The 20,689-nt window shown below is 64.1% G+C and carries 20 protein-coding genes; 12 read left to right on the forward strand and 8 right to left on the reverse strand.

The annotated features are described in order from the left end of the window. Window positions 1–9 precede the first annotated feature (9 nt). From cueR to BN1143_RS06330, 6 genes are all read left to right on the forward strand, one after another. Entirely contained in the window at window positions 10–399 is a 390-nt protein-coding gene (gene cueR, locus BN1143_RS06305; RefSeq protein WP_010635698.1) for a Cu(I)-responsive transcriptional regulator, read from the forward strand. A 126-nt stretch (window positions 400–525) separates the two neighbouring features. Then, window positions 526–1,680: a GGDEF domain-containing protein gene (locus tag BN1143_RS06310; protein ID WP_005306862.1), complete on the forward strand. Its 1,155-nt coding sequence runs from the start codon at window positions 526–528 to the stop codon at window positions 1,678–1,680. A 30-nt stretch (window positions 1,681–1,710) separates the two neighbouring features. Then, a complete protein-coding gene (locus BN1143_RS06315; RefSeq protein WP_005306857.1) occupies window positions 1,711–1,974 on the forward strand; it encodes a YihD family protein in 264 nt (87 codons plus the stop codon). 198 nt (window positions 1,975–2,172) lie between these two features. Continuing rightward, on the forward strand, window positions 2,173–3,621 hold the full coding sequence (gene ccoG, locus BN1143_RS06320) for a cytochrome c oxidase accessory protein CcoG (protein WP_042050024.1): 1,449 nt from the start codon (window positions 2,173–2,175) through the stop codon (window positions 3,619–3,621). Between the two features lie 74 nt (window positions 3,622–3,695). Then, the gene (locus BN1143_RS06325; RefSeq protein ID WP_042050026.1) at window positions 3,696–4,685 is read left to right on the forward strand and encodes a serine/threonine protein kinase; all 990 of its coding nucleotides are present in this window, start codon (window positions 3,696–3,698) and stop codon (window positions 4,683–4,685) included. Between the two features lie 224 nt (window positions 4,686–4,909). Next, complete coding sequence (locus BN1143_RS06330) at window positions 4,910–5,518, forward strand: thiol:disulfide interchange protein DsbA/DsbL (protein WP_005306845.1); 609 nt, start codon at window positions 4,910–4,912, stop codon at window positions 5,516–5,518. 70 nt (window positions 5,519–5,588) lie between these two features. Here BN1143_RS06330 and phnE read toward each other — a convergent pair whose 3' ends face one another. The 5 genes from phnE to BN1143_RS06355 form a co-directional block, all read right to left on the reverse strand. Then, window positions 5,589–7,136 (reverse strand): phosphonate ABC transporter, permease protein PhnE, encoded by a 1,548-nt coding sequence (gene phnE, locus BN1143_RS06335; protein ID WP_052444025.1) that lies wholly within the window; start codon window positions 7,134–7,136, stop codon window positions 5,589–5,591. Beyond that, complete coding sequence (locus BN1143_RS06340; RefSeq protein WP_052444026.1) at window positions 7,124–7,885, reverse strand: phosphonate ABC transporter ATP-binding protein; 762 nt, start codon at window positions 7,883–7,885, stop codon at window positions 7,124–7,126. Before BN1143_RS06340 ends, phnE begins: the two co-directional genes overlap by 13 nt. After that, a complete protein-coding gene (locus BN1143_RS06345; RefSeq protein ID WP_042050029.1) occupies window positions 7,882–8,727 on the reverse strand; it encodes a putative selenate ABC transporter substrate-binding protein in 846 nt (281 codons plus the stop codon). The genes BN1143_RS06340 and BN1143_RS06345 overlap by 4 nt, the downstream gene beginning before the upstream one ends. Window positions 8,728–8,851: 124 nt before the next feature. Then, a complete protein-coding gene (pncB, locus tag BN1143_RS06350) occupies window positions 8,852–10,030 on the reverse strand; it encodes a nicotinate phosphoribosyltransferase (RefSeq protein ID WP_005306834.1) in 1,179 nt (392 codons plus the stop codon). Between the two features lies 1 nt (window position 10,031). Then, complete coding sequence (locus tag BN1143_RS06355) at window positions 10,032–10,667, reverse strand: nicotinamidase (protein ID WP_042050031.1); 636 nt, start codon at window positions 10,665–10,667, stop codon at window positions 10,032–10,034. A 75-nt stretch (window positions 10,668–10,742) separates the two neighbouring features. On the opposite strand from BN1143_RS06355, the gene BN1143_RS06360 reads away from it, so the two are divergent. Both BN1143_RS06360 and BN1143_RS06365 read left to right on the forward strand, forming a co-directional pair. Continuing rightward, window positions 10,743–11,393: an NUDIX hydrolase gene (locus tag BN1143_RS06360; protein WP_017764913.1), complete on the forward strand. Its 651-nt coding sequence runs from the start codon at window positions 10,743–10,745 to the stop codon at window positions 11,391–11,393. 100 nt (window positions 11,394–11,493) lie between these two features. Continuing rightward, complete coding sequence (locus tag BN1143_RS06365) at window positions 11,494–11,979, forward strand: 2-thiouracil desulfurase family protein (protein ID WP_042050032.1); 486 nt, start codon at window positions 11,494–11,496, stop codon at window positions 11,977–11,979. On the opposite strand, the gene BN1143_RS06370 is transcribed toward BN1143_RS06365, so the two are convergent. From BN1143_RS06370 to BN1143_RS06380, 3 genes are all read right to left on the reverse strand, one after another. After that, a complete protein-coding gene (locus BN1143_RS06370; protein ID WP_042050034.1) occupies window positions 11,925–12,878 on the reverse strand; it encodes an acyltransferase in 954 nt (317 codons plus the stop codon). The two genes, BN1143_RS06365 and BN1143_RS06370, sit on opposite strands and share 55 nt — an antisense overlap. Then, window positions 12,872–13,786 (reverse strand): acyltransferase, encoded by a 915-nt coding sequence (locus BN1143_RS06375; protein ID WP_042005579.1) that lies wholly within the window; start codon window positions 13,784–13,786, stop codon window positions 12,872–12,874. The genes BN1143_RS06370 and BN1143_RS06375 overlap by 7 nt, the downstream gene beginning before the upstream one ends. Before the next feature lie 115 nt (window positions 13,787–13,901). Further along, window positions 13,902–15,416: a YifB family Mg chelatase-like AAA ATPase gene (locus BN1143_RS06380; protein WP_042050035.1), complete on the reverse strand. Its 1,515-nt coding sequence runs from the start codon at window positions 15,414–15,416 to the stop codon at window positions 13,902–13,904. Between the two features lie 384 nt (window positions 15,417–15,800). On the opposite strand from BN1143_RS06380, the gene ilvG reads away from it, so the two are divergent. The 4 genes from ilvG to ilvD all read left to right on the forward strand — a co-directional run bounded on the left by ilvG (window position 15,801) and on the right by ilvD (window position 20,639). Further along, window positions 15,801–17,447: an acetolactate synthase 2 catalytic subunit gene (gene ilvG, locus BN1143_RS06385; protein WP_042050036.1), complete on the forward strand. Its 1,647-nt coding sequence runs from the start codon at window positions 15,801–15,803 to the stop codon at window positions 17,445–17,447. Continuing rightward, window positions 17,444–17,695: an acetolactate synthase 2 small subunit gene (gene ilvM, locus BN1143_RS06390; RefSeq protein ID WP_005306810.1), complete on the forward strand. Its 252-nt coding sequence runs from the start codon at window positions 17,444–17,446 to the stop codon at window positions 17,693–17,695. The genes ilvG and ilvM overlap by 4 nt, the downstream gene beginning before the upstream one ends. A gap of 12 nt (window positions 17,696–17,707) precedes the next feature. Beyond that, complete coding sequence (locus BN1143_RS06395; RefSeq protein WP_042050037.1) at window positions 17,708–18,652, forward strand: branched-chain amino acid transaminase; 945 nt, start codon at window positions 17,708–17,710, stop codon at window positions 18,650–18,652. Window positions 18,653–18,797: 145 nt separating this feature from the next. Continuing rightward, window positions 18,798–20,639, forward strand: a complete 1,842-nt coding sequence (gene ilvD, locus BN1143_RS06400) for a dihydroxy-acid dehydratase (RefSeq protein WP_026141908.1) — start codon at window positions 18,798–18,800, stop codon at window positions 20,637–20,639. Window positions 20,640–20,689: the final 50 nt, after the last annotated feature.

Consider the following 20,689-nt stretch of genomic DNA (forward strand, 5'->3'; position numbering starts at 1 on the left):
GAGTCATCCATGAACATCAGCAAGGTAGCCAAGGCGACGGGACTGACCGCCAAGACCATCCGCTACTACGAGAGCATCGGCCTCATCTCGGCGCCGGTGCGCAGTGACAATGGCTATCGCAGTTACACTGAGGGGGCGCTGCGCGAGCTGCGCTTCGTCAAGCGGGCGCGGGAGACCGGCTTCAATCTGGAGGAGTGCCAGGAGCTGCTGGCGCTCTATCGGGACGAGCACAGAACCAGCGCCCAGGTGAAGAAGCTGGCGCAGGAGAAGATCGTCGATCTGCGCGCCCGCATCGCCGGCTTGCAGGCCATGCTCAGCTCCCTCGAGGGGCTGGTCGGTTGCTGTCACGGGGACGAGAATCCCGAGTGCCCGATCCTCGACGAGCTGGAGCGCGGCTGAGCCGCCCCTGCCGGCAGGCTGGGGTCTGGCATCATCGACTGACTAACCGCTTAATAACGGACGTTTTATTGTTGGCTCCGAAGGGGTAGTGGTAGACTGTGCGGCTCTTGTACAGGGAGTACGCAGTTGACCCAGAGTGTGACACGTCAGGTGAAGCAGGCCATCATGGCCCAGCTCTATACCCACGCCTCATTCAGCCTGCCTTGCCTGGGTCTGCTGGCACTTGGCTGGAGCCTGCTGTTCCACGACTACCTGCCCGCCAGCGAGGCGCTCGGCTGGCTGGCGAGCGTGATGCTGCTGCTGCTCTGCCGGGGCTGGCACCTGCGCTGGCGCCAGCCCAGGCTGGCACAGATCCCGCTGCCGGTGCTGGAGCGCGAACTCTTCATCGGGGTGACCATCACCTCCATCATCTGGGCGCTGGGCGTGCTGCTCTACATGGACAAGCTGCCCGATACCTACCGCGCCGCCATGATGATGCTCGCCAGCCTGATCCTCACCGGCAGTGCCATCATGCTGTTTGGCAGTCGCCGCTCCCTCTATGGCGCCGTGCTGCCGCTCGGGCTCGCCATGGTGTTCGAACTGGGGGCGGGCAACGAGCAGGAGCGGATCGTCTCCAGCATGCTGGCCGGCTACCTGTTTGTCTTCCTGCCGACCCTGCTGCGTCGCCTGCGGCGGGATCAGGTGGCCTCCCTCTATCACCGTTTCTCCAACGCCGACCTGGTGGCCGAGCTCAAGGCGGTCTCCGAGCACCTCAAGCTCACCTCCCGGCTGGACGGGCTGACCGGCATCGCCAACCGGGCCCACCTCGACTACTGCCTCGAGCGCGCTTGGCGTCGCTGCCACCGTGCCCGGGCTCCCCTGTCACTGGTGCTGGTGGATGTGGACTACTTCAAGCAGTTCAACGATCTCTACGGCCATCAGCTGGGGGATGAGTGTCTGCAGCAGGTGGCGGGTCTGCTGGCCGAGGTGCAGCGGCGGGAGGATGACCTCGCCGCCCGTTACGGCGGTGAAGAGTTTGCGCTGCTGCTGCCCTGCACCAGCATGCAGGGGGCCATGCAGATCGCCGAAAACGTGCGGGTGGCCCTCAAGGAGTTGAGCATTCCCCATCAGAAGTCCCTGGTTTCCGGTCGGGTCAGCTGCAGTTTCGGGGTGGCGACCCTGGTACCGGATCAGACCCTCTCCATCAGCGAGCTGATACAAAAAGCGGATGCGGCCCTCTATCAGGCCAAGCATAATGGGCGGGATCGTATCGAAGTAGCCTTGATGGGTAAGGTTGCCTGAGTTTCACAAGACAGATTAAAGAGGTCGTCTATGCAATGTCATCGTATCGAAGAGCTGCTGGAGTTGTTGCAGCCTGCCTGGATCAAGGAACAGGATCTCAGCCTGGTACAGTTTGTTGCCAAACTGGCCGAAGAAGCGGGATTTGAAGGGCCTCTGTCCGAGCTGACCGACGACATGCTGATCTACCACCTCAAGATGCGTGAGTCCGACAAGCAGGCGATGATCCCCGGTCTGGCCAAGGACCACGTGCCCGACTTCAAGGAAGCCCTGCTCAAGGCCCGCGGCATCAAGTAAAGAGTGCGCTTGCTGGAAGCTTGATGGTTTTCAAAGGAATCTCTTAAAAAGGCGTTTCGTCAACTGGCGATACGTCTTTTTTGTTGCTTGAAATTGCGACACCACTCGAACATTAGATACATTTTACCCACACAATTAGCAGGCTGTTTAAGATATAATCCGCTCCATAACAATTAATTAATGGAGCGAAGTGTTGCAATGGCCGACCAGGACAAGATCGATATCAAGGATGTCACCGGCGATGTAACGGGGACGTTCAACCCCAATACCTTCAAAGCCAGCGACGACAGGTTCAACCCCGGCAACCGCATCTATGTCCGGGCCCAGACCGGCTACTGGCAGCGGATGCGCAAGGCCATGGGCTGGTTCTTCGTGGTGCTCTTCGTCGCCATTCCCTGGTTGCGCTATGACGGTCGACAGGCCGTGTTGTTCGATATCGGCCATCAGCAGTTCCACATCTTCGGTGCCACCATCTGGCCGCAGGATCTCACCCTGCTGGCCTGGGTCTTCATGATCGCCGCCTTTGCCCTCTTCTTCGTGACCACCTTCCTGGGTCGGGTCTGGTGCGGCTACCTCTGTCCGCAGACGGTGTGGACCTTCATGTTCATCTGGTTTGAAGAGAAGCTGGAAGGCTCCGCCAACAAGCGCCGCAAGCTGGACGCCTCGCCCTGGAGCGGCGAGAAGCTGGCCCGCAAGGGGGCCAAGCACCTGGCCTGGCTCCTGCTGTCGCTGGGCACCGGCCTCACCTTCGTCGCCTACTTCCAGGATGTGTTCCAGCTGGTGCCTGACTTCTTCACCCTGCAGGCCAGCGGCTGGGTCATCTTCTGGGTGGTGCTCTTCGCCGCCTGCACCTACGGCAACGCCGGCTGGATGCGCGCCATCATGTGCATTCACATGTGCCCCTATGCCCGCTTCCAGTCCGCCATGTTCGACAAGGACACCTTCATCGTCGGCTATGACACCAAGCGCGGTGAGACCCGGGGTGCCCGTTCCCGCAAGGCCGATCCCAAGGCGCTGGGACTGGGGGACTGCATCGACTGCGACCTCTGCGTGCAGGTCTGCCCGACCGGCATCGACATCCGCGACGGCCTGCAGTACGAGTGCATCAACTGTGGCGCCTGCGTCGACGCCTGCGATCAGACCATGGAGCGGATGGGCTATCCGAAAGGGCTCATCAGCTATACCACAGAGCACAAGCTGGCCAATGACTCCACCCATGTGGCGCGGCCCAAGCTGATCGGTTACGGCCTGGTGATGGCCATCATGCTGGGGGTGTTCGTCTACAACGCCATGTCCATCATGCCGATGGGGCTCGACATCCTGCGGGATCGCAACCAGCTGTTCCGCGAGAACAGCGAGGGGCTCATCGAGAACACTTATACCCTCAAGATCCTCAACAAGACCCTGCATCCCCAGACCTATCAGCTGGATGTGGAGGGGTTGCCGGAGCACGAGTGGTTTGGTCCGCGCGAGGTGACCCTGAAGGCCGGCGAGATCTATACCCTGCCGGTGAGCGTGGCCGTCGACCCCTTCAACCTGAAGAAGCCGACTCTGGACATCCGCTTCGTGCTCAAACGCGAAGGGGCGGCGCCGGACGACAGCAAGGGGACCCTGCGCCAGCCCAGCAAGTTCATCAGCCGGTTGTGACGGCAAGGCACACCGCCATGCACGGCAACGGCGGACAGTAGTGATAGAATGGGGCGCAACGGCGCCCCTTTCTCATGGTGGATGACATGCGTTTCAACTATTCCGATCTCACTCCCGACCTCATCATGGATGCGCTGGACCTCAGCGGTCTGCGGCTCGACTCGGGCCTCATCGAACTCAACAGCTACGAGAACCGGGTCTATCAGTTTCAGGACGAGGATCGTCGTCGCTATGTGGTGAAGTTCTACCGCCCCGGCCGCTGGAGCCGGGCCCAGATCCTGGAGGAGCACGAGTTTGCCGCCCGTCTGGCCGAGGCGGAGATCCCGGTCGCCTCGCCTCTCTCCTTCGCGGGGGAGACCCTGCTGGAGCATCAGGGCTACCCCTTCGCCATCTGGCAGAGCGTGGGGGGGCGCCAGTTCGAGGTAGACAACCTCGACCAGCTGGAGTGGGTGGGGCGCTACCTCGGCCGCATCCATCAGCTCGGTGCCAGCAAGCCGTTTCACCATCGCGTCCGGCTCGACGTGGAGACCATGCTGCATGAGCCGCGTCAGCTGCTGGCGTCCGGCGAGTGGCTGCCGAGCGGGCTGGCCAGGCAATTCTTCGGGGTGCTCGACGAGCTGATCAAGCATGTCGGCGACGCCATGACCCTGGATGTGGCGCAGATCTCCCTGCATGGCGACTGCCATCCGGGCAACATCCTGTGGCGCGACGGACCCATGTTTGTCGATCTCGACGACTGCCGCACCGGTCCGGCCATCCAGGATCTCTGGATGATGCTGAACGGCGAGCGCAGCGAGCAGCAGATCCAGCTCGATACCCTGCTGGCGGGCTACGAGGAGTTCATGGAGTTCGACCCGCGCGAGCTGTCGCTCATCGAGCCGCTGCGGGCCATGCGCATCGTTCACTACATGGCCTGGCTGGCGCGGCGCTGGGAGGATCCCGCCTTCCCCCGTCACTTCCCCTGGTTCAACACCGAGCACTACTGGCGCCAGCAGATCGCCACCCTGCACGATCAGCTGGAGGCGCTCAAGGCGCCGCCCCTGACCCTGATGCCGGGCTGGTGATGTGGCGGGTTGCCGGCCGTTCGCCATGCCTGCCGCAGACCCGCGGCAGCCTATCAAGGCGTTCGCGCTGACACGGGCGCCGGGGAGAGAGCTTGACGACCTGGTGCGCGAGGGATGGGACTCGCCCCTGCTTGATCATTGACTGTGCAGTGGTGACGCAATAGGCTTGGCACTGCTTCGGTTCGCCGGGCGTGCCTCACAGTGATCCCTTAACAGGAAACGTCATGAAAAAAATTCTGTTTTTCCTTGCTGCCATGCTGATGATGCCCATGGTTCACGCCGCCCCCGAATTCAAGGAAGGCGTCAACTATGATGTGGTCAAGCAGACCGGTAGCGCCCAGCCGGAAGTACTGGAGTTCTTCTCCTACTACTGCCCCCACTGCGCCAAGTTCGAGCCGATTGCCGAGGATCTGAAGAAGAACCTGCCGGAAGGCGTGCCGATGAAGAAGAACCCGGTGGCCTTCCTGGGCCGCGAAATGGGTCCGGAGATGCAGCGTGCCTACGCCGTTGCCAGCCTGCTGAACGTTGAAGGCAAGCTGACCCCGGCCATCTTCGACAAGATCCACACCCAGCGTCAGATCCCGCAGAGCCGCGCCGACGTGAAGCAGATCTTCGTGGACAACGGCGTACCGGCCGAAGAGTTCGACGGTGCCGTCGACAGCTTCGCCGTCTCCGGCATGGTCTCTCAGTTTGACCGCAACACCGAGAGCTACAACATCCGCGGTGTGCCGGCCTTCCTGGTCAACGGCAAGTACATGGTGAAAATCGAATCCATTACTTCCCAGGAGCAGTTCAACCAGCTGGTGAAATTCCTGCTGGCCAAGAAAGACTGACCTCGTCTGATCCCATGAAAAAAGCCCGCCGGTGCAAACCGGCGGGCTTTTTGTTTATCAGGAGCCTGCGTCAGATCTGGCAATCCCGCTGAGTGGGGGCCGGGCGCGGCAAGCGGGTGCGGCGGCTGATGGCCTCCGCCAGCCAGACCAGCAGCAGGATGGCCAGCAGCAGGGTGGCCGTCTGATCGTAACGGAACAGGCTCAGGGAGACATAGAGCTGCTGCCCCAGCCCGCCGGCGCCGACCACACCGAGTATGGTGGCGGCCCTCAGGTTCATCTCGCCGCGATAGAGGCTGTAGGCCAGCCACTGGCGCGTGACCAGGGGAAACAGCCCGTACCAGAAGCTGGCAATGGGCCCGGCCCCGCTCAGCTGCAGGGCGAGGCGGGGGGCGGGATCGGCGTTCTCCAGGGTCTCCACGAAGAGGCGCGCCAGCACCCCGGTGGTGTGCAGGGTCAGCGCCAGTATGCCAGCCACCGGCCCCAGCCCGACCGCGATCACCAGCAGGCTGGCGAAGATGAGCTCGGGTACCGAGCGCAGCAGGTTGAACAACAGCCGCAGCGGCCAGCAGTGGCGAGCGAGGCAGGCCAGCGGCAGGGCCAGCAGGGCGCTGAAGAGGGTACTCAGCAGCGCCATCTGCACCGTATCGAGCAGGCCGCTGGCCACCGTCTTGAGGAAGGGCCATGACCAGTCCGGTTGCAAGAACTCCCCCAGAAAGGTGCCCAGCCCCCCGAAGGAGAAGCTCAGCATGCGCCAGTCGAGTTGATAAAGAGCGAGAGTTGCGGCCAGCCCCAGGCAGATCAGCAACAGCAGGCCGGGGGAGCGGCTGTGGCGCAACCAGGCGCTGAGGCCATCCGCCAGGGTTACCAGCAGGATAAAGGCCAGCAGCAAGGTCACCACCTCGCCACCGGCAAACATGCGCAGGGAGAGCTCGAGCTGCTGGCCGAGCCCGCCGGCACCGACGAAGCCCATGATGACGGAGGCGCGCAGGGCGCACTCCCAGCGGTAGACGGTGTAGGAGAGCAGCTCCTGGCGCACTGCGGGCAGCACGCCGTACCAGAGTGCCTGCAGCCGGCCACTACCACCCAGCAGCAGGGCGCGGGCTGGTTGCAGGGCGCCGCTCTCCATGATCTCGTTGTAAACCTTGGCCAGCATGCCGCCGTAACTGACCGCGATGGCCAGGATGGCGGCCAGCGGCCCGAGCCCGGACAGGCGCACGAACAGCAGTGCCCAGATGAGCTCGGGCAGGCTGCGCAGCACGATGGCGACGAGGCGCGAGAGGGCCCGCAAGGCGCTGCGCAGCGGGCTGGGAATCGGGCCCAGTTCGGCCAGCGACAGGGCGCGTGAGCCGAGCAGGGCAAACGGCACGCCGAGCAGCAGGGCGCCCGCCAGCCCCAGGGTGGCGACGGCCAGGCTCTCCAGGGTCGCGGTCAGGGTCAGGGCGAGAAAGTCCCGATCAAAACGGGGTGGCCAGCTGGTGGCGAGGAAGTTACCCATCTGCCGCCAGCTCTGGCCGTCGAACAGGCCGAGCCAGCCGTCGGCCTGCTGCCACAGGCTGTAGCCGACCAGCAGCAACAGCCAGGGCAGGGGATGGCGCCAGCGGTGGGTCAGTTCAAACACGCAGCCGCCTCGTCATCACCGGCATAGAGCTCGGCCAGCATGGCCGGCGTGACGGCCGTCGCCGGGCAGTCGAACTGCACCCGCCCCTCGCGCAGACCGATGATGCGAGGGAAACGGCCGAGCGCCAGCTCGACCGCATGCAGGTTGGCGATGAGTGTGCTGCCCCGGGCTCTAGCCTGGGCCAGCAGGGCATCCAGGCTGCTCTGGGCGAGCACGGGGTCGAGGGCGGAGACGGGCTCGTCGGCCAGGATCAGATCAGGCTGCTGATAGAGCACCCGGGCGATGCCGACCCGCTGCAACTGGCCACCGGAGAGCTCGCCGCAGCGCTGTTGCCACTTGTCGGCAAGGCCGAGGCGGGCCAGTTCGGCCCGCGCCCCTGCGGGGTCGCAGGGGCGCAGCAGGGAGAGCAAGGAGCGGCCGAGGGACCACTGGCCGAGCCGACCGGCCAGCACGGCGGTCACCACCGGCTGGGAGGCGGGCAGCGGTGGTTGCTGCCAGACCATGCCGATCCGGCTGCGCAGCCGCTGGCGGTCCCGGGTGGAGAGGCTCCAGGGATCCTGCTCCCAGAGGGCGAGCCTGCCCTCGCCATGCAGCTCGGTGCCGATCAGCCGCAGCAGACTGGTCTTGCCCGCGCCGCTCGGCCCTATGATAGCCACGCACTCGCCCGCGGCTATCTGCAGGTTGAACGGCTGCAGGATGCGACTCTGGCCGAGCCGCAATCCTTCCCCGTCCAGCGCGACGGCGATCACTTCAGCAGGCCGGCCTGGGTGGCGGCGGCTTCGATGCCCAGGTAGTTCTCGGGCTTGGTCTCGATGAAGCGGCTGGCGCGTTGCAGCTTGAGGATCTCGGCCTGGGCGGGCACCGCCGGATCCAGGCTGAGGAAGGCTTGCTTGATCTTCTCTTGCAGGGCCGGGTCCAGGCCGCCGCGCACGGTCCAGTTGTAGTCAAAGTAGGTCGGGGTGGTCCAGATCACCTTGACCTTGGCGGTGTCGACCTTGCCCTCTTCCACCAGTTTTTCCCACACGGAGGCGTTGAGCGCACCGGCCGGCACCTTGCCGGAGGCGACCCAGGCGACGGTGGCGTCGTGGGCGCCGGAGAAGGCGACGTGGGCGAAGTCACGCTCCGGGTTGATGCCCTGCTCGGCCAGGAAGTGGCGTGGCATCAGGTGACCGGAGGTGGAGGAGGGGGAGCCGAACGCAAAGTCCTTGCCCTTGGTGTCGGCCAGGGTCTTGATGCCGCTGTCGGCATTGGCGATGAACTTGGAGGTGAACTGGGCATCCTCCTGGCGTTGTACCAGGGGCACCACCTTGTTGGCGCGGCGATGGGCCTGCACATAGGTGAAGCCACCGAGCCAGGCCATGTCCAGCTTGCCGGCGGCCAGTGCCTCGACCACGGCGGCGTAGTCGTTGACCGGTACGAACACCACCTCGCGGCCGGTCTTCTCGGCCAGGTAGTCACCCAGCGGGGCAAACTTGCGTTGCAGCTCGGTGGGGGCCTCGTCCGGGATGGCGGAGACCCGCAGCGGTTCGGCGGCGATGGCGCCCAGGCTGGTGAACAGGGTGGTGAGGGCGAATATCCATTTGCGGGTCATGGTGCATTCCTTGGTGGGCTGTCGTTCGGGCAATAGAAAGGCCCGACACCAGTCGGACCTGACGAGGAGAGAATGGTAGGGGGCCACTGGCCACTGGCGCAAGATACGTCCCCAAAAATAGGCGTTAGACCCCGACGTGGAAGGCCTGCTTGAGGTTGCGGATGAAGTCCGCGTCCCGGCACAGGGTCTTGCCCGGGCTGTCGGAGATCTTGGCGACCGGGCCGCCGTTGCACTCGATCAGCTTGAAGACGATGTTCATCGGGCTGACGCCGGGCAGATCGCAGGTGAGCTTGGTGCCGATACCGAAGCTGGTGTTGATGCGGCCGCGGAAGTGGCGCAGCAGCTCAACGGCCTTGTCGAGATTGAGGCCATCGGAGAAGACCAGCGTCTTCTCGGTGGGGTCGATGCCGAGCCGCTGATAGTGGCTGATGGCCTTCTCGCCCCACACCACGGGATCGCCGGAGTCGTGACGCAGCCCCTGATAGCGGCTCGCCAGCTCGAAGTCGAAGTCGCGCAGGAAGGCATCCATGGTGATGCAGTCGGTGAGCGCGATGCCGAGGTGGTTGGTGAACTCATCCAGCCAGCTGGTGAGGGCGGCACGCTGGCTGTGCTCGAGCGGGAAGCCGAGCTGCTGATGGGCCTGGAACCACTCGTGAGCCTGGGTGCCTACCGCCGGCAGGCCGTACTTCTGGGCCAGCAGGTAGTTGCTGGTGCCGCGAAACGCCGGCAGCCGCTCCTGGAGGCGACCCACCACCGCATCCTGTACCGCGAGGGAGAAGCGGCGACGGGTGCCAAAGTCGATGAGGTTGAACTCGCTCATCTCTTCCCGGCTCAGCTCCCGCTCCAGCTTGTCGAGCTTCTGATCGAGCCGCTCCAGCGCCTGAGTGACGCCAAACTGGGGGTAGCGGAAGCGGTTGCGCATCTCGCTGATGATGGCGAGCACCGGGATCTCCCACAGGATCACGTCCTGCCAGGGGCCCTCGACCCGCACGTTGATGCGACCATCCTGTTCGAACACCTTGAGCAGGGAGGCATCCAGCGGCTTGCGGCGCAGGTGGTCGAGGTAGTCAGGGGTAAAGAAGGGGCGCTCCGCCAGGAAGTTGAGCTCGGGCCGGGTCAGCCGCAGGGAGCCGGCGAGGCGCAGCTGCTCCTCGATCTGGCCCATCATGGGCAGCAGATCTTCCTCGTTACGGCTGTGGAACTCGGCCACCACCTCGGCATCCGGATAGCGATGGAACACCGCCTGCTGCATGTGCAGCTTGTAAGCATCTGTATCGAGCAGGCTGTTGAGAATAGGAGGCATATCAGGCGTCCAGCAGGCGTTGTACATCGGCAAGGGTCTGGGCCAGTTCGGCGCCAGCCTCGATCATCTGGGAGTGGGCCTGAGCGACCGTTTCGGGGGCGATGCCACGGCAGGCATCAAGGTGGACGATCACCCGGAAGCCGGCGCGGCGCAGCTGCAGCACGCTGGTCTTGACGCAGTAGTCGGTGGCGAGGCCGCCGGCCAGTACGGTCGTGACACCGCGGGACTGCAGGAACTCGATGAGCCCGGTGCTGCGGCGCTCGGCCAGATCGTGGAAGCAGGTGCCGTAGGGGTGCAGATCCGGCTCGACCCCCTTCCAGACGAAGAAGTCGTAATCGACCGGGGCCGGCAGGCCGTCGAGCAGTTCGAAGCCGCGAGTGCCCGGCACGCAGTGCACCGGCCAGGTGAGGTCGGCGTTGGGCAGATCCAGCGGCAGCAGCATGCCGGCAGGGTCGCTGACGGCCCAGGCGGCGTTGGCCGGGTGTGAATCCTTGCTGCCGACCCGCAGGCTGGCGAGGGTGGCCTGAGCGTTGAGCGCAGCCACAATATCATCCCCGCCCGCGACGGGCAGTTCGTTCGGGCAGAGGGGGGTAAACCCCTTCTGCGCATCAATATCCAGGCTGGCGACGGTTCCCATTGAGTGGCTCCTGCACATACTATTCGTGTGATATTATCTACCAAACATTAATCGAAGGCGAGCAGGGCGATCGGCATGTTGAGAATGAGTCTGGATATGGTGGTGCTGCGGTTGAACGAGGAGCGGCTCGAGCTGCTGCTGGAGACCCGCGATCGCCCGCCCTTTGCCCACTGCTGGCAACTGCCGGCCCTGCGCATCGACGAGACCCGGGATCGGGATCTGGACGCGGCTCGCCATCGCCTGTTGACCGAATGGGGGCTGGGCCACTGCTACAGCGAGCAGGTCTGCACCCTGGGCAACCTGGAGCGGGATCCCCGTGGCTGGTCCACCACCCTGGTCTACCTCTGTCTGGTGGATCCCGAGGTGGAGGTTCTCCACGGCTGCTGGCACCCGCTCTCTGCCCTGCCGGGGCTCAGCCTCGCCTTCGACCACACCCAGCTGATCGCCAGAGGGCTGGAGCGACTGCGCATCAAGAGCCGTTACAGCACCCTGCCGCTGCAACTGCTGGGGGCCGAGTTCACCCTCTCCGAGGTGCAGCGGGCCTTCGAAATCATCCTGCAGACCCCGATGAACACGGCCGCCTTTCGCAAGCGCATCCATCGCGCCGATATTCTGGTGGACACCGGCCGCAAGCGCACCGGCAAGCAGCGTCCCGCCATCCTCTACCGGCTGGAGAGCCCCTGCTGCGTGATGTTCGATCAGGTGATGCACGGAGCGGAAGCATGAGTGGTGCGGGTGTGCACAAGGTATTGGTAAGCGCCTGCCTGCTGGGTCCATGTTCGTTGCGCTACGAGGGCCCAGGTTTTAGCCTGCGGGGGAGCAAAGCATGAGTGAGACCAGCGTGCACAAGGTATTGGTGAGTGCCTGCTTGCTGGGTCAGCCGGTTCGTTACGACGGCCAGAGCAAGGGCATCGTCAGCGACTGGCTGCAGACGCTGGGGGCCGAAGGGCGGGCATTGGCCTTCTGTCCCGAGGTGGCGGGCGGCCTGCCGACGCCGCGCCCCCCTGCCGAACGGCAGGGCGAGCGGGTGGTGACCGAGGGTGGACTGGATGTGACGGCTGAGTTTGCCCGTGGCGCCGCGCTGGCGCTGGCGACTTGTCAGCAGCAGGGCATTCGCTTCGCCCTGCTCAAGGAGGGGAGCCCCTCCTGCGGCAGCGGCCGCATCTACAACGGGCGCTTCGAGGGGCAGTCCGTGGCGGGCGAGGGCATGACCACTGCCCTGCTGCGCCGCCACGGCATCGCCGTGTTCAGCGAGGATCAGTTGCCCGAGCTGGCCTCGGCGCTCGCCTCGGCGGCCTGCGGATCGGTCTGAGCCACCGTGTCGGCCGCCTGCCACTGCGCCAGCACGGCGTCTTTCTCCTGCCAGCGCTGGTTCAGCCACTCCTGGAAGCCGCGCTTGAACTGCTTGTCATTGAAGTAATCCCCCACCAGCTGCTCGTCCACCGGCAGCTCCTCGATCCGCACCCGGATGCGCTTCATCCGCCCCATCAGGAAGTCCTTGAAGGGGGTCTCGACGTTGTCCGGATAGCTGATGGTGACGTTGATCAGGCTGTCGAACTGATCCCCCATGGCCGCCAGGGTGAAGGCCAGCCCTGCCGCCTTGGGCGGCATCAGATGCTGGTATCGGGAGCGGGAGGCATCGCGCTTCGCCTCGGTGAAGCGGGTCCCCTCCACGAAGTTGATGACGGTGGTGGGGATGTGGCGAAACTGCTCGCAAGCGTTGCGGGTGGTCTCGATATCCTTGCCCCGCAGATGCGGGTTGCGCAGCAAGAACTCCCGTGAGTAGCGACGCATAAAGGGCATGTCCAGCCCCCAGCAGGCCAGCCCCAGCAGTGGTATGTAGATGAGCTCGTGCTTCATGAAGAACTTGGGGACCGGCAGCCGGTCGCGAAACAGGTGGCCCAGCACGACGATGTCGGTCCAGCTCATGTGGTTGCTGATGATGAGATACCAGCCATCCTTGCGCAGCCGGGTGTCGTCCTCCACCTGCCAGTCGATGCGGGTGGTGAGGCGGATCACCAGGGCGTTGCAGGCCAGCCACAGCCGCATGAAGCGGTTGTTGAGCCGGCTGCAGGCACGGGCCAGGGGCGGAACGGGCAGCAGTTTGACCAGCGACACCAGCAGGATCAGGCTGGCGCACAGGGTGGTAAACAGTATGGTCAGGCTGGCACTGATGAGCAGCACCAGCGGACCCGGGAGCAGGCTTAGCATGGCGTAGTTTGGGGCGTCTTGTCTGCCAGCAGCTGGTTCAGGGTCTGGTCCTTCTCGTGCCAGATCCCGTTCAACCACTGCTGAAACTCTTGTTGGAACTCGGGGTCATTGAAGTAATCCCCCACCAGATTGCGTTCGATCGGCAGAAAGCGGACCCGAACCTTGATCTCCTTGACCCGACCGCACATGAAGTCCCAGTAGCTGGGGATGCCGCCCGGATAGGCGATGGTCACATCCACCAGCTTGTGCAGCTGATCGCCCATGGCTGCCAGGGTGAAGGCAATGCCGCCAGCCCTCGGATGCAGCAGGTGGCGATAGGGCGCTGCCTGTTTGTTATGCTTGCGGGCGGTGAAGCGAGTGCCCTCCACGAAGTTCATCACGCTCACCGGCATGTGGCGGTACTTGGCACAGGCCTTGCGCGTGGTCTCTATGTCTTTTCCCTTCAGATGGGGCTTCTTTTCCAGCAGTTTGCGGGAATATCGCTGCATGAAGGGGAAGTCCAGCGCCCACCAGGCCAGCCCGAGAAAAGGTACCCAAATCAGTTCTTTCTTGAGGAAAAACTTCAGGAAGGGGATTTTTTGATTAAAAACCCGCTGCAGTACCAGTATGTCGACCCAGGATTGATGGTTGGCAATCACCATATACCACTCATTCCGGTGCCCTTTGTCCACTCCGACCACATCGAAAGGGGTTCTGATGATGGTTTTCTGGATCAGGTTGTTGAAACCGATCCAGCAGCCGGCGCTGCCATCCAGCAGGGCATTGCAGAAGGTGCGCCAGCCCTTGAGGGGCAGCACCAGCTTGAGCAGGCCCAGCGAGAGAATGGGGATAAACCAGAACAGGGTGTTGAGAAAATAGAGCAGGGTCGAGAGGCTGCCGCGCAGTCGCTCAATCAGCTTGTTGGGCATGGGTCGGGTCCGTCTTGCTGTCGATAAAGGGCCATCAAGTGGTCAGATCTGTGGCCATAATATCAGCCGATGGCCCGCGAGACCATGCAGGGCCGTCAGGTGCGCTTGCGACCCATCAACCGCTGCGCAGCCGTGACAGCAGCCGATCCATGGCCCGATAGCCGAGCGCCTCAATCAGGTGCTCTCTTTCGATGGCGGCGTGCCCCGCCAGATCGGCGATGGTGCGCGATACCCGCAGGATGCGGTGCCAGGCCCGGATGCTGAGCCCAAGCTTCTGGATGGCGTTCTCCAGAAACTCGGCATCCTGCGGCGATAAGCGGCAAATTTCTTCGATTTCACGACTATCAAGCAAATTGTTGAGCTTGCCGTTGCGGCTCAGCATGCGCTCCCGCGCGCCCAGCACCCGTTCGCGGATCTGCTGGCTCGACTCCCCCCGCTCCGCCTTGCCGGTCAGGCTCCCCTTGGGCAGCAGCGGCACCTCCACCGTCAGGTCGAAGCGGTCGAGGAAGGGGCCGGAGAGCTTGCCGAGGTAGCGCAGGATCTGATCCGGGCTGGAGCGGGTCTGGCCATCGCCGTAGTGGCCGCAGGGGCTGGGGTTCATGGCGCCGACCAGCTGGAAGCGGGCGGGAAAATCGACCTGACGGGCGGCCCGGCTGATGGTGATGTGGCCCGTTTCCAGCGGCTCGCGCAGGGAGTCGAGCACCTTGCGCTCGAACTCCGGCAGTTCATCCAGAAACAGCACCCCGTTGTGGGCCAGGGATATTTCACCGGGCCGCGGGTGGCTGCCACCCCCCACCAGCGCCACCGCCGAGGCGCTGTGGTGCGGCGTGCGATAGGGTCTGTGGTGCCAGTGACCGGCGCGGGGGGTGAGGCCGCCAATGGAGTGGATGGCGGCGGTCTGCTGCGCCTCCTGTTCGCTGAGCGGTGGCAGTATGCCGGGCAAGCGGCTCGCCAGCATGCTCTTGCCGGTGCCGGGTGGGCCGATGAACAGCAGGTTGTGGCTGCCGGCGGCGGCGATCTCCAGCGCCCGCTTGGCCTGGGATTGGCCGATCACGTCCTGCAGGTCCGGCACATCGGGCAGGGCCTCCGTGGTCTGAGGATCCGGCAGCGGCAGCTCGTATTGACCCGCCAGCCAGGCGGTGACGGCCAGCAACTGATGGGCGGTGCGTACCTCGGCGTCCTGGATCAGCGAGGCCTCGGGGCCGTTCTCCTGCGGTACCAGCAGGGTGCGTCCCGCGTCCCGGCAGGCGAGCACGGCGGGCAGCACGCCGAGCACGGGACGGATCTCGCCGGTCAGGGCCAATTCGCCTAAAAATTCGTGATCGAGCAGGTATTTTGCGGGTATCTGCTTGGAAGCGGCGAGGATGCCGATGGCGATGGCCAGATCGAAACGGCCCCCCTCCTTGGGCAGATCGGCGGGGGCCAGATTAACCGTGATGTGCTTGCTCGGGAACTCGAAATTGCCGTTGAGCAGGGCGCTGCGCACCCGATCCCGCGACTCCTTCACCGAGGTTTCCGGTAGGCCCACCATGTTGAAGGCGGGCAGACCGTTGGAGAGGTGCACTTCCACCGTGACTTGCGGGGCCGCTATTCCCAGGCTGGCACGGCTATAAACCACAGCTAATGACATAAATCCCGTCCTTGGTCTGATGTATATGCTGGTTAACCGTTTTTTATTAGTCTTTTGTTCCAACTGACGCGATTGGACTCAGTGAAAATCAGAGTCTTGTCAGGCAAAAAACGCTTGCCCAATAAAATTCACCGTGCTAGTTCTAATAGCCATTCGCGGTAAAAACCGCCCCAATTTCACAGGATTTCCGGTTGTAACTATGAACATGGCCTCCCGTTTCGTCAGCATTATTGTGGTCCTAGTGGTGATTATTATCTCACCGCTCGGGGCTCGTTTAGCTGCACGGAACAAGGGATAGACCCACCACCGGACAGAACGAAACAAGCGACCCCCGAGCCTCACGGCCCGGGGGTTTTTTTTCGACCAAAGGACAGGATTTTCCAGATGAACGGCGCGCAGTTTTTGGTACAGGCTCTCAAGAAACAGGGTGTGACCCAGGTGTTTGGTTACCCGGGCGGGGCCATCATGCCGGTCTACGATGCCCTGTATGACGGCGGTCTGGCGCACCAGCTCTGCCGCCACGAGCAGGGGGCCGCCATGGCGGCGGTGGGGTATGCCCGCGCCTCCGGTCAGGTGGGGGTCTGCATCGCCACCTCGGGCCCCGGCGCCACCAACCTGGTGACTGGCCTTGCGGAGGCGCTGCTCGACTCGGTACCGCTGGTGGCCATCAGCGGCCAGGTGCCCTGCGCCGCCGTGGGGACCGATGCGTTCCAGGAAGTGGACGTGCTCGGTATGTCTCTCTCCTGCACCAAGCACTCCTTTATGGTGACGGACGTGGCGGATTTGCCTCAGGTGATTGCCGAGGCTTTCGCCATCGCCAGTGAAGGGCGCCCCGGCCCGGTATTGATCGATCTGCCCAAGGACGTGCAACTGGCCGCAGTGCCGGCCCAGAGTCCGCTGTTTGCGGTGGCGGAGCCTGAGCATCTCAATCCGGCCGAGCTGACAGCCGCTCGCACCCTGCTTGCTGCTGCCGAGCGTCCGGTGCTCTACGTCGGCGGCGGGGTGGGCATGGCTAATGCCGAGCAGCAGCTGCGCGACTTTGCCGTCGCCACCGGCATGCCTGCGGTCACCACCCTCAAGGGAATAGGCGCGCTCGACCCCGACAGCCCTGTTTATCTGGGCATGCTCGGCATGCACGGCACCAAGGCCGCCAACTATGCGGTGCAGCAGTGCGACCTGCTGGTGGTGGTGGGCGCTCGTTTCGATGATCGGGTGACCGGCAAGCTGGAGGAGTTCGCCCCCGAGGCCAAGGTGATCCACCTGGATGTGGACGCCGCCGAGTTCGGCAAGCGCCGCGCCGCCGAAGTGGGCATCACCCAGGATCTGAAACAGGTGCTGCCGCACCTCGCCATGACGTTGGCCATCGAGCCCTGGCGTGAGCACTGCGCGAACATGGCCCGCGAGTACGCCTTCCGCTACGACCATCCCGGCCAGCCCATCTATGCTCCGGCGCTGCTCAAGCAGCTCTCTGCCAGGTTGCCGGAGAGCAGCGTGGTGGCCTGCGACGTCGGTCAGCACCAGATGTGGGTGGCCCAGCACATGCGCTTCACCAGCCCGCGCAACCACCTCTCCAGCGCCGGTCTCGGCACCATGGGCTTCGGTCTGCCCGCCGCCATCGGCGCCAAGATGTCGCGCCCGGAAGATGAAGTGGTGCTGGTGAGCGGTGACGGCTCTTTCATGATGAACGTGCAGGAGCTTGGCACCATCCGCCGGGCCCAGCTCAAGGTGAAGATGGTGCTGCTGGACAACCAGCGCCTCGGCATGGTGCGCCAGTGGCAGGAGCTGTTCTTCGACGGCCGCTACAGCGAGACCATCCTCTCCGACAACCCCGATTTCGTCGCTCTGGCCGCCGCCTTCGGCATTCCGGGCGAGACCATCACATGCAAGGAGGAGATAGCCCCGGCCCTCGACCGCCTGCTGGCGAGTGAGAGCGCCTATCTGCTGCATGTGGCCATTTCAGAGGAAGAAAACGTCTGGCCCCTGGTTCCGCCAGGAGTCGCCAACCACCAGATGATGGAGCAACGCCCATGAGTCAGTTCAATACCTTGCAAATCCATGCCCAGCCCAGACCCGAAGTGATGGAGCGGGTGCTGCGGGTGGTGCGCCACCGCGGTTTCAACCTCTGCGCCCTCAACATGGAGCAGGATTGCCAACAACTGCGGATCACGGTTACTGTCGAGTCGGTGCGTCCCATCCAGCAGTTGTGGAGCCAGCTGGTCAAGCTGGTGGACGTCTCCCGGGTCGATGCACTGGAACAGCAACCCCGGATCAGAGCTTAAGGAGCCAAGCCAATGTCACAGCCTTCCCAATCCGCCACTCATCCCCAATACATCTGGTTCAACGGCAAACTGGTGCCCTGGCAGGATGCCCAGGTGCACGTGATGAGCCACGCCCTGCACTACGGCTCCTCGGTGTTTGAGGGGGTTCGCGCCTACGACACCCCCAAGGGGACCTGCATCTTCCGTTTGCAGGAGCACACCCGCCGCCTGTTCGACTCCGCCAAGATCTACTGGATGGAGGTCCCCTACAACGAGGCCGACGTGAATGAAGCCTGCCGCACCGTGGTGCGCGAAAATGGCCTGAAGAGCGGCTACCTGCGCCCGCTGGCTTTCATCGGTAACGTGGGCCTTGGCCTGCATCCTCCCAAGGATGCCAAGGCCGACGTGATCGTTGCGGCCATTCCCTGGGGCGCCTATCTGGGGGAAGAGGGGCTGAAGAACGGGGTGGATGTGTGCGTCACCTCCTGGAACCGGCTCGCCCCCAACACCATTCCCACCGGTGCCAAGGCGGGTGGCAACTATCTCTCCTCCCAGCTGATCAGCCGCGAGGCCAAGCGTAACGGCTTCGCCGAGGGGCTAGCGCTGGACGTGAACGGCTACCTGAGCGAAGGGGCGGGGGAGAACCTGTTCCTGGTGAAGAACGGCGTGCTGTTTACCCCGCCCGCCACCGCCGCCATCCTGCCCGGCATCACCCGCGACACCATCATGACGCTGGCCCGCGATCTGGGTTACGAGGTGCGCGAGCAGGCGCTGCCCCGTGAGGCCCTCTATGTGGCAGACGAGATCTTCATGACCGGCACCGCCGCTGAAGTGACCCCGGTGCGCTCCGTCGATCGGATGCAGGTGGGCGCCGGTTGCCGCGGCCCGGTGACCGAGCAGCTGCAGAACGCCTTCTTCGGCCTGTTCAACGGCCAGACCGAAGACAAGTGGGGCTGGCTGACGCCAGTCAACGACTGATGAGAGAGGGGAGGCGCTGTGCCTCCCCGAGTCGCTTCCGGTCAGGGCACTGCGCTGTGCCCTCACCAGGATCGATTCCCGATCCGAGAGTCACTTTTTCATTTCCAAAGATAATGAGCCCGCTGGGCATTCAGGGAGTAGAGACATGCCGAAGTTGAGATCCGCCACCACCACCCACGGACGTAACATGGCCGGGGCCCGCGCCCTCTGGCGCGCCACCGGCATGACCGATCAGGATTTCGGCAAGCCCATCATCGCCGTGGTCAACTCCTTCACCCAGTTCGTGCCGGGTCACGTCCACCTCAAGGATCTGGGCCAGCTGGTGGCGCGCGAGATCGAAGCCGCCGGCGGCGTCGCCAAGGAGTTCAACACCATCGCCGTGGATGACGGCATCGCCATGGGCCACGGTGGCATGCTCTACTCCCTGCCGTCGCGCGAGCTGATTGCCGACTCGGTGGAGTACATGGTCAACGCCCACTGTGCCGATGCCATGGTCTGCATCTCCAACTGCGACAAGATCACCCCGGGGATGCTGATGGCCGCCCTGCGCATCAACATCCCGGTGATCTTCGTCTCCGGCGGCCCCATGGAAGCGGGCAAGACCAAGCTCTCTGATCAGATCATCAAGCTGGATCTGGTGGACGCCATGATCCAGGGCGCCGACCCCAAGGTCTCCGATGCCCAGAGTGAACAGGTGGAGCGCAGCGCCTGTCCCACCTGCGGCTCCTGCTCCGGCATGTTTACCGCCAACTCCATGAACTGCCTGACCGAGGCCCTGGGCCTCTCCCAGCCGGGCAACGGTTCGCTGCTGGCGACCCATGCCGATCGCGAGCAACTGTTCAAGCTGGCGGGCCAGCGTATCGTGACCCTGGCCAAGCGCTGGTATGAACAAGATGATGCGAGTGCCCTGCCGCGCAATATCACCACCAAGGCGGCGTTCGAGAATGCCATGGCGCTCGACATCGCCATGGGCGGCTCCACCAATACCGTGTTGCACCTGCTGGCGGCGGCCCAGGAGGCGGGCGTCGACTTCACCATGGCCGACATTGACCGCATGTCGCGCAAGGTGCCCCAGCTGTGCAAGGTGGCGCCCTCCACCCAGAAGTACCACATGGAAGACGTGCACCGCGCCGGCGGCGTCATCGCCATCCTGGGCCAGCTGGAGAAGGCGGGTCTGGTGCACGGCGATGCCCGCAACGTGCTGGGTACCTCGCTGGTGGAGCTGCTGGCCGAGTATGACGTCAGCCGTCAGCCGAGCCAGGAGGTGGTGGACTTCTACCGCGCCGGCCCGGCCGGCATCCGCACCACCAAGGCGTTCAGCCAGGATTGCCGCTGGCCGGAGCTGGATCTGGACCGCGCCGAGGGTTGCATCCGCTCGCTGGACAATGCCTACAGCCTGGAAGGGGGCCTGGCCGTGCTCGCCGGCAACCTGGCGCTTAACGGCGCCATCGTCAAGACCGCCGGGGTGGACGAGGAGAACCTCACCTTCCGTGGCCCGGCCCGGGTATTCGAGAGCCAGGACACGGCGGTCGCCGGCATTCTGGACGGCACCGTGAAAGCGGGTGAAGTGGTGGTGATCCGCTACGAGGGCCCGAAAGGGGGCCCCGGCATGCAGGAGATGCTCTACCCCACCACCTATCTGAAATCCATGGGTCTCGGCAAGGCGTGTGCGCTGATCACCGACGGCCGCTTCTCCGGTGGCACCTCGGGCCTCTCCATCGGTCACGTCTCACCGGAGGCGGCCTCTGGCGGCACTATCGGTCTGGTGGAGGACGGCGACATCATCAACATCGACATCCCGGCTCGCAGCATGGTGCTGGAGGTGGCCGACAGCGTGCTGGCCGCCCGCCGCGTCGCCGTCGAAGCGCGCGGCTGGAAGCCGCTCGATCGCCAGCGTCAGGTATCCTTTGCCCTGCGCGCCTACGCCATGTTCGCCACCAGCGCCGATAAAGGTGCGGTGCGCGATCGCACCCTGTTGGGGGAATAAAGATGAATTCCAATATGAACTATGAGCAGTCGACCCGACGGGTCGGTCTT

Origin of the sequence: Aeromonas dhakensis (assembly GCF_000820305.1) — a bacterium.
GTDB lineage: Bacteria > Pseudomonadota > Gammaproteobacteria > Enterobacterales > Aeromonadaceae > Aeromonas > Aeromonas dhakensis.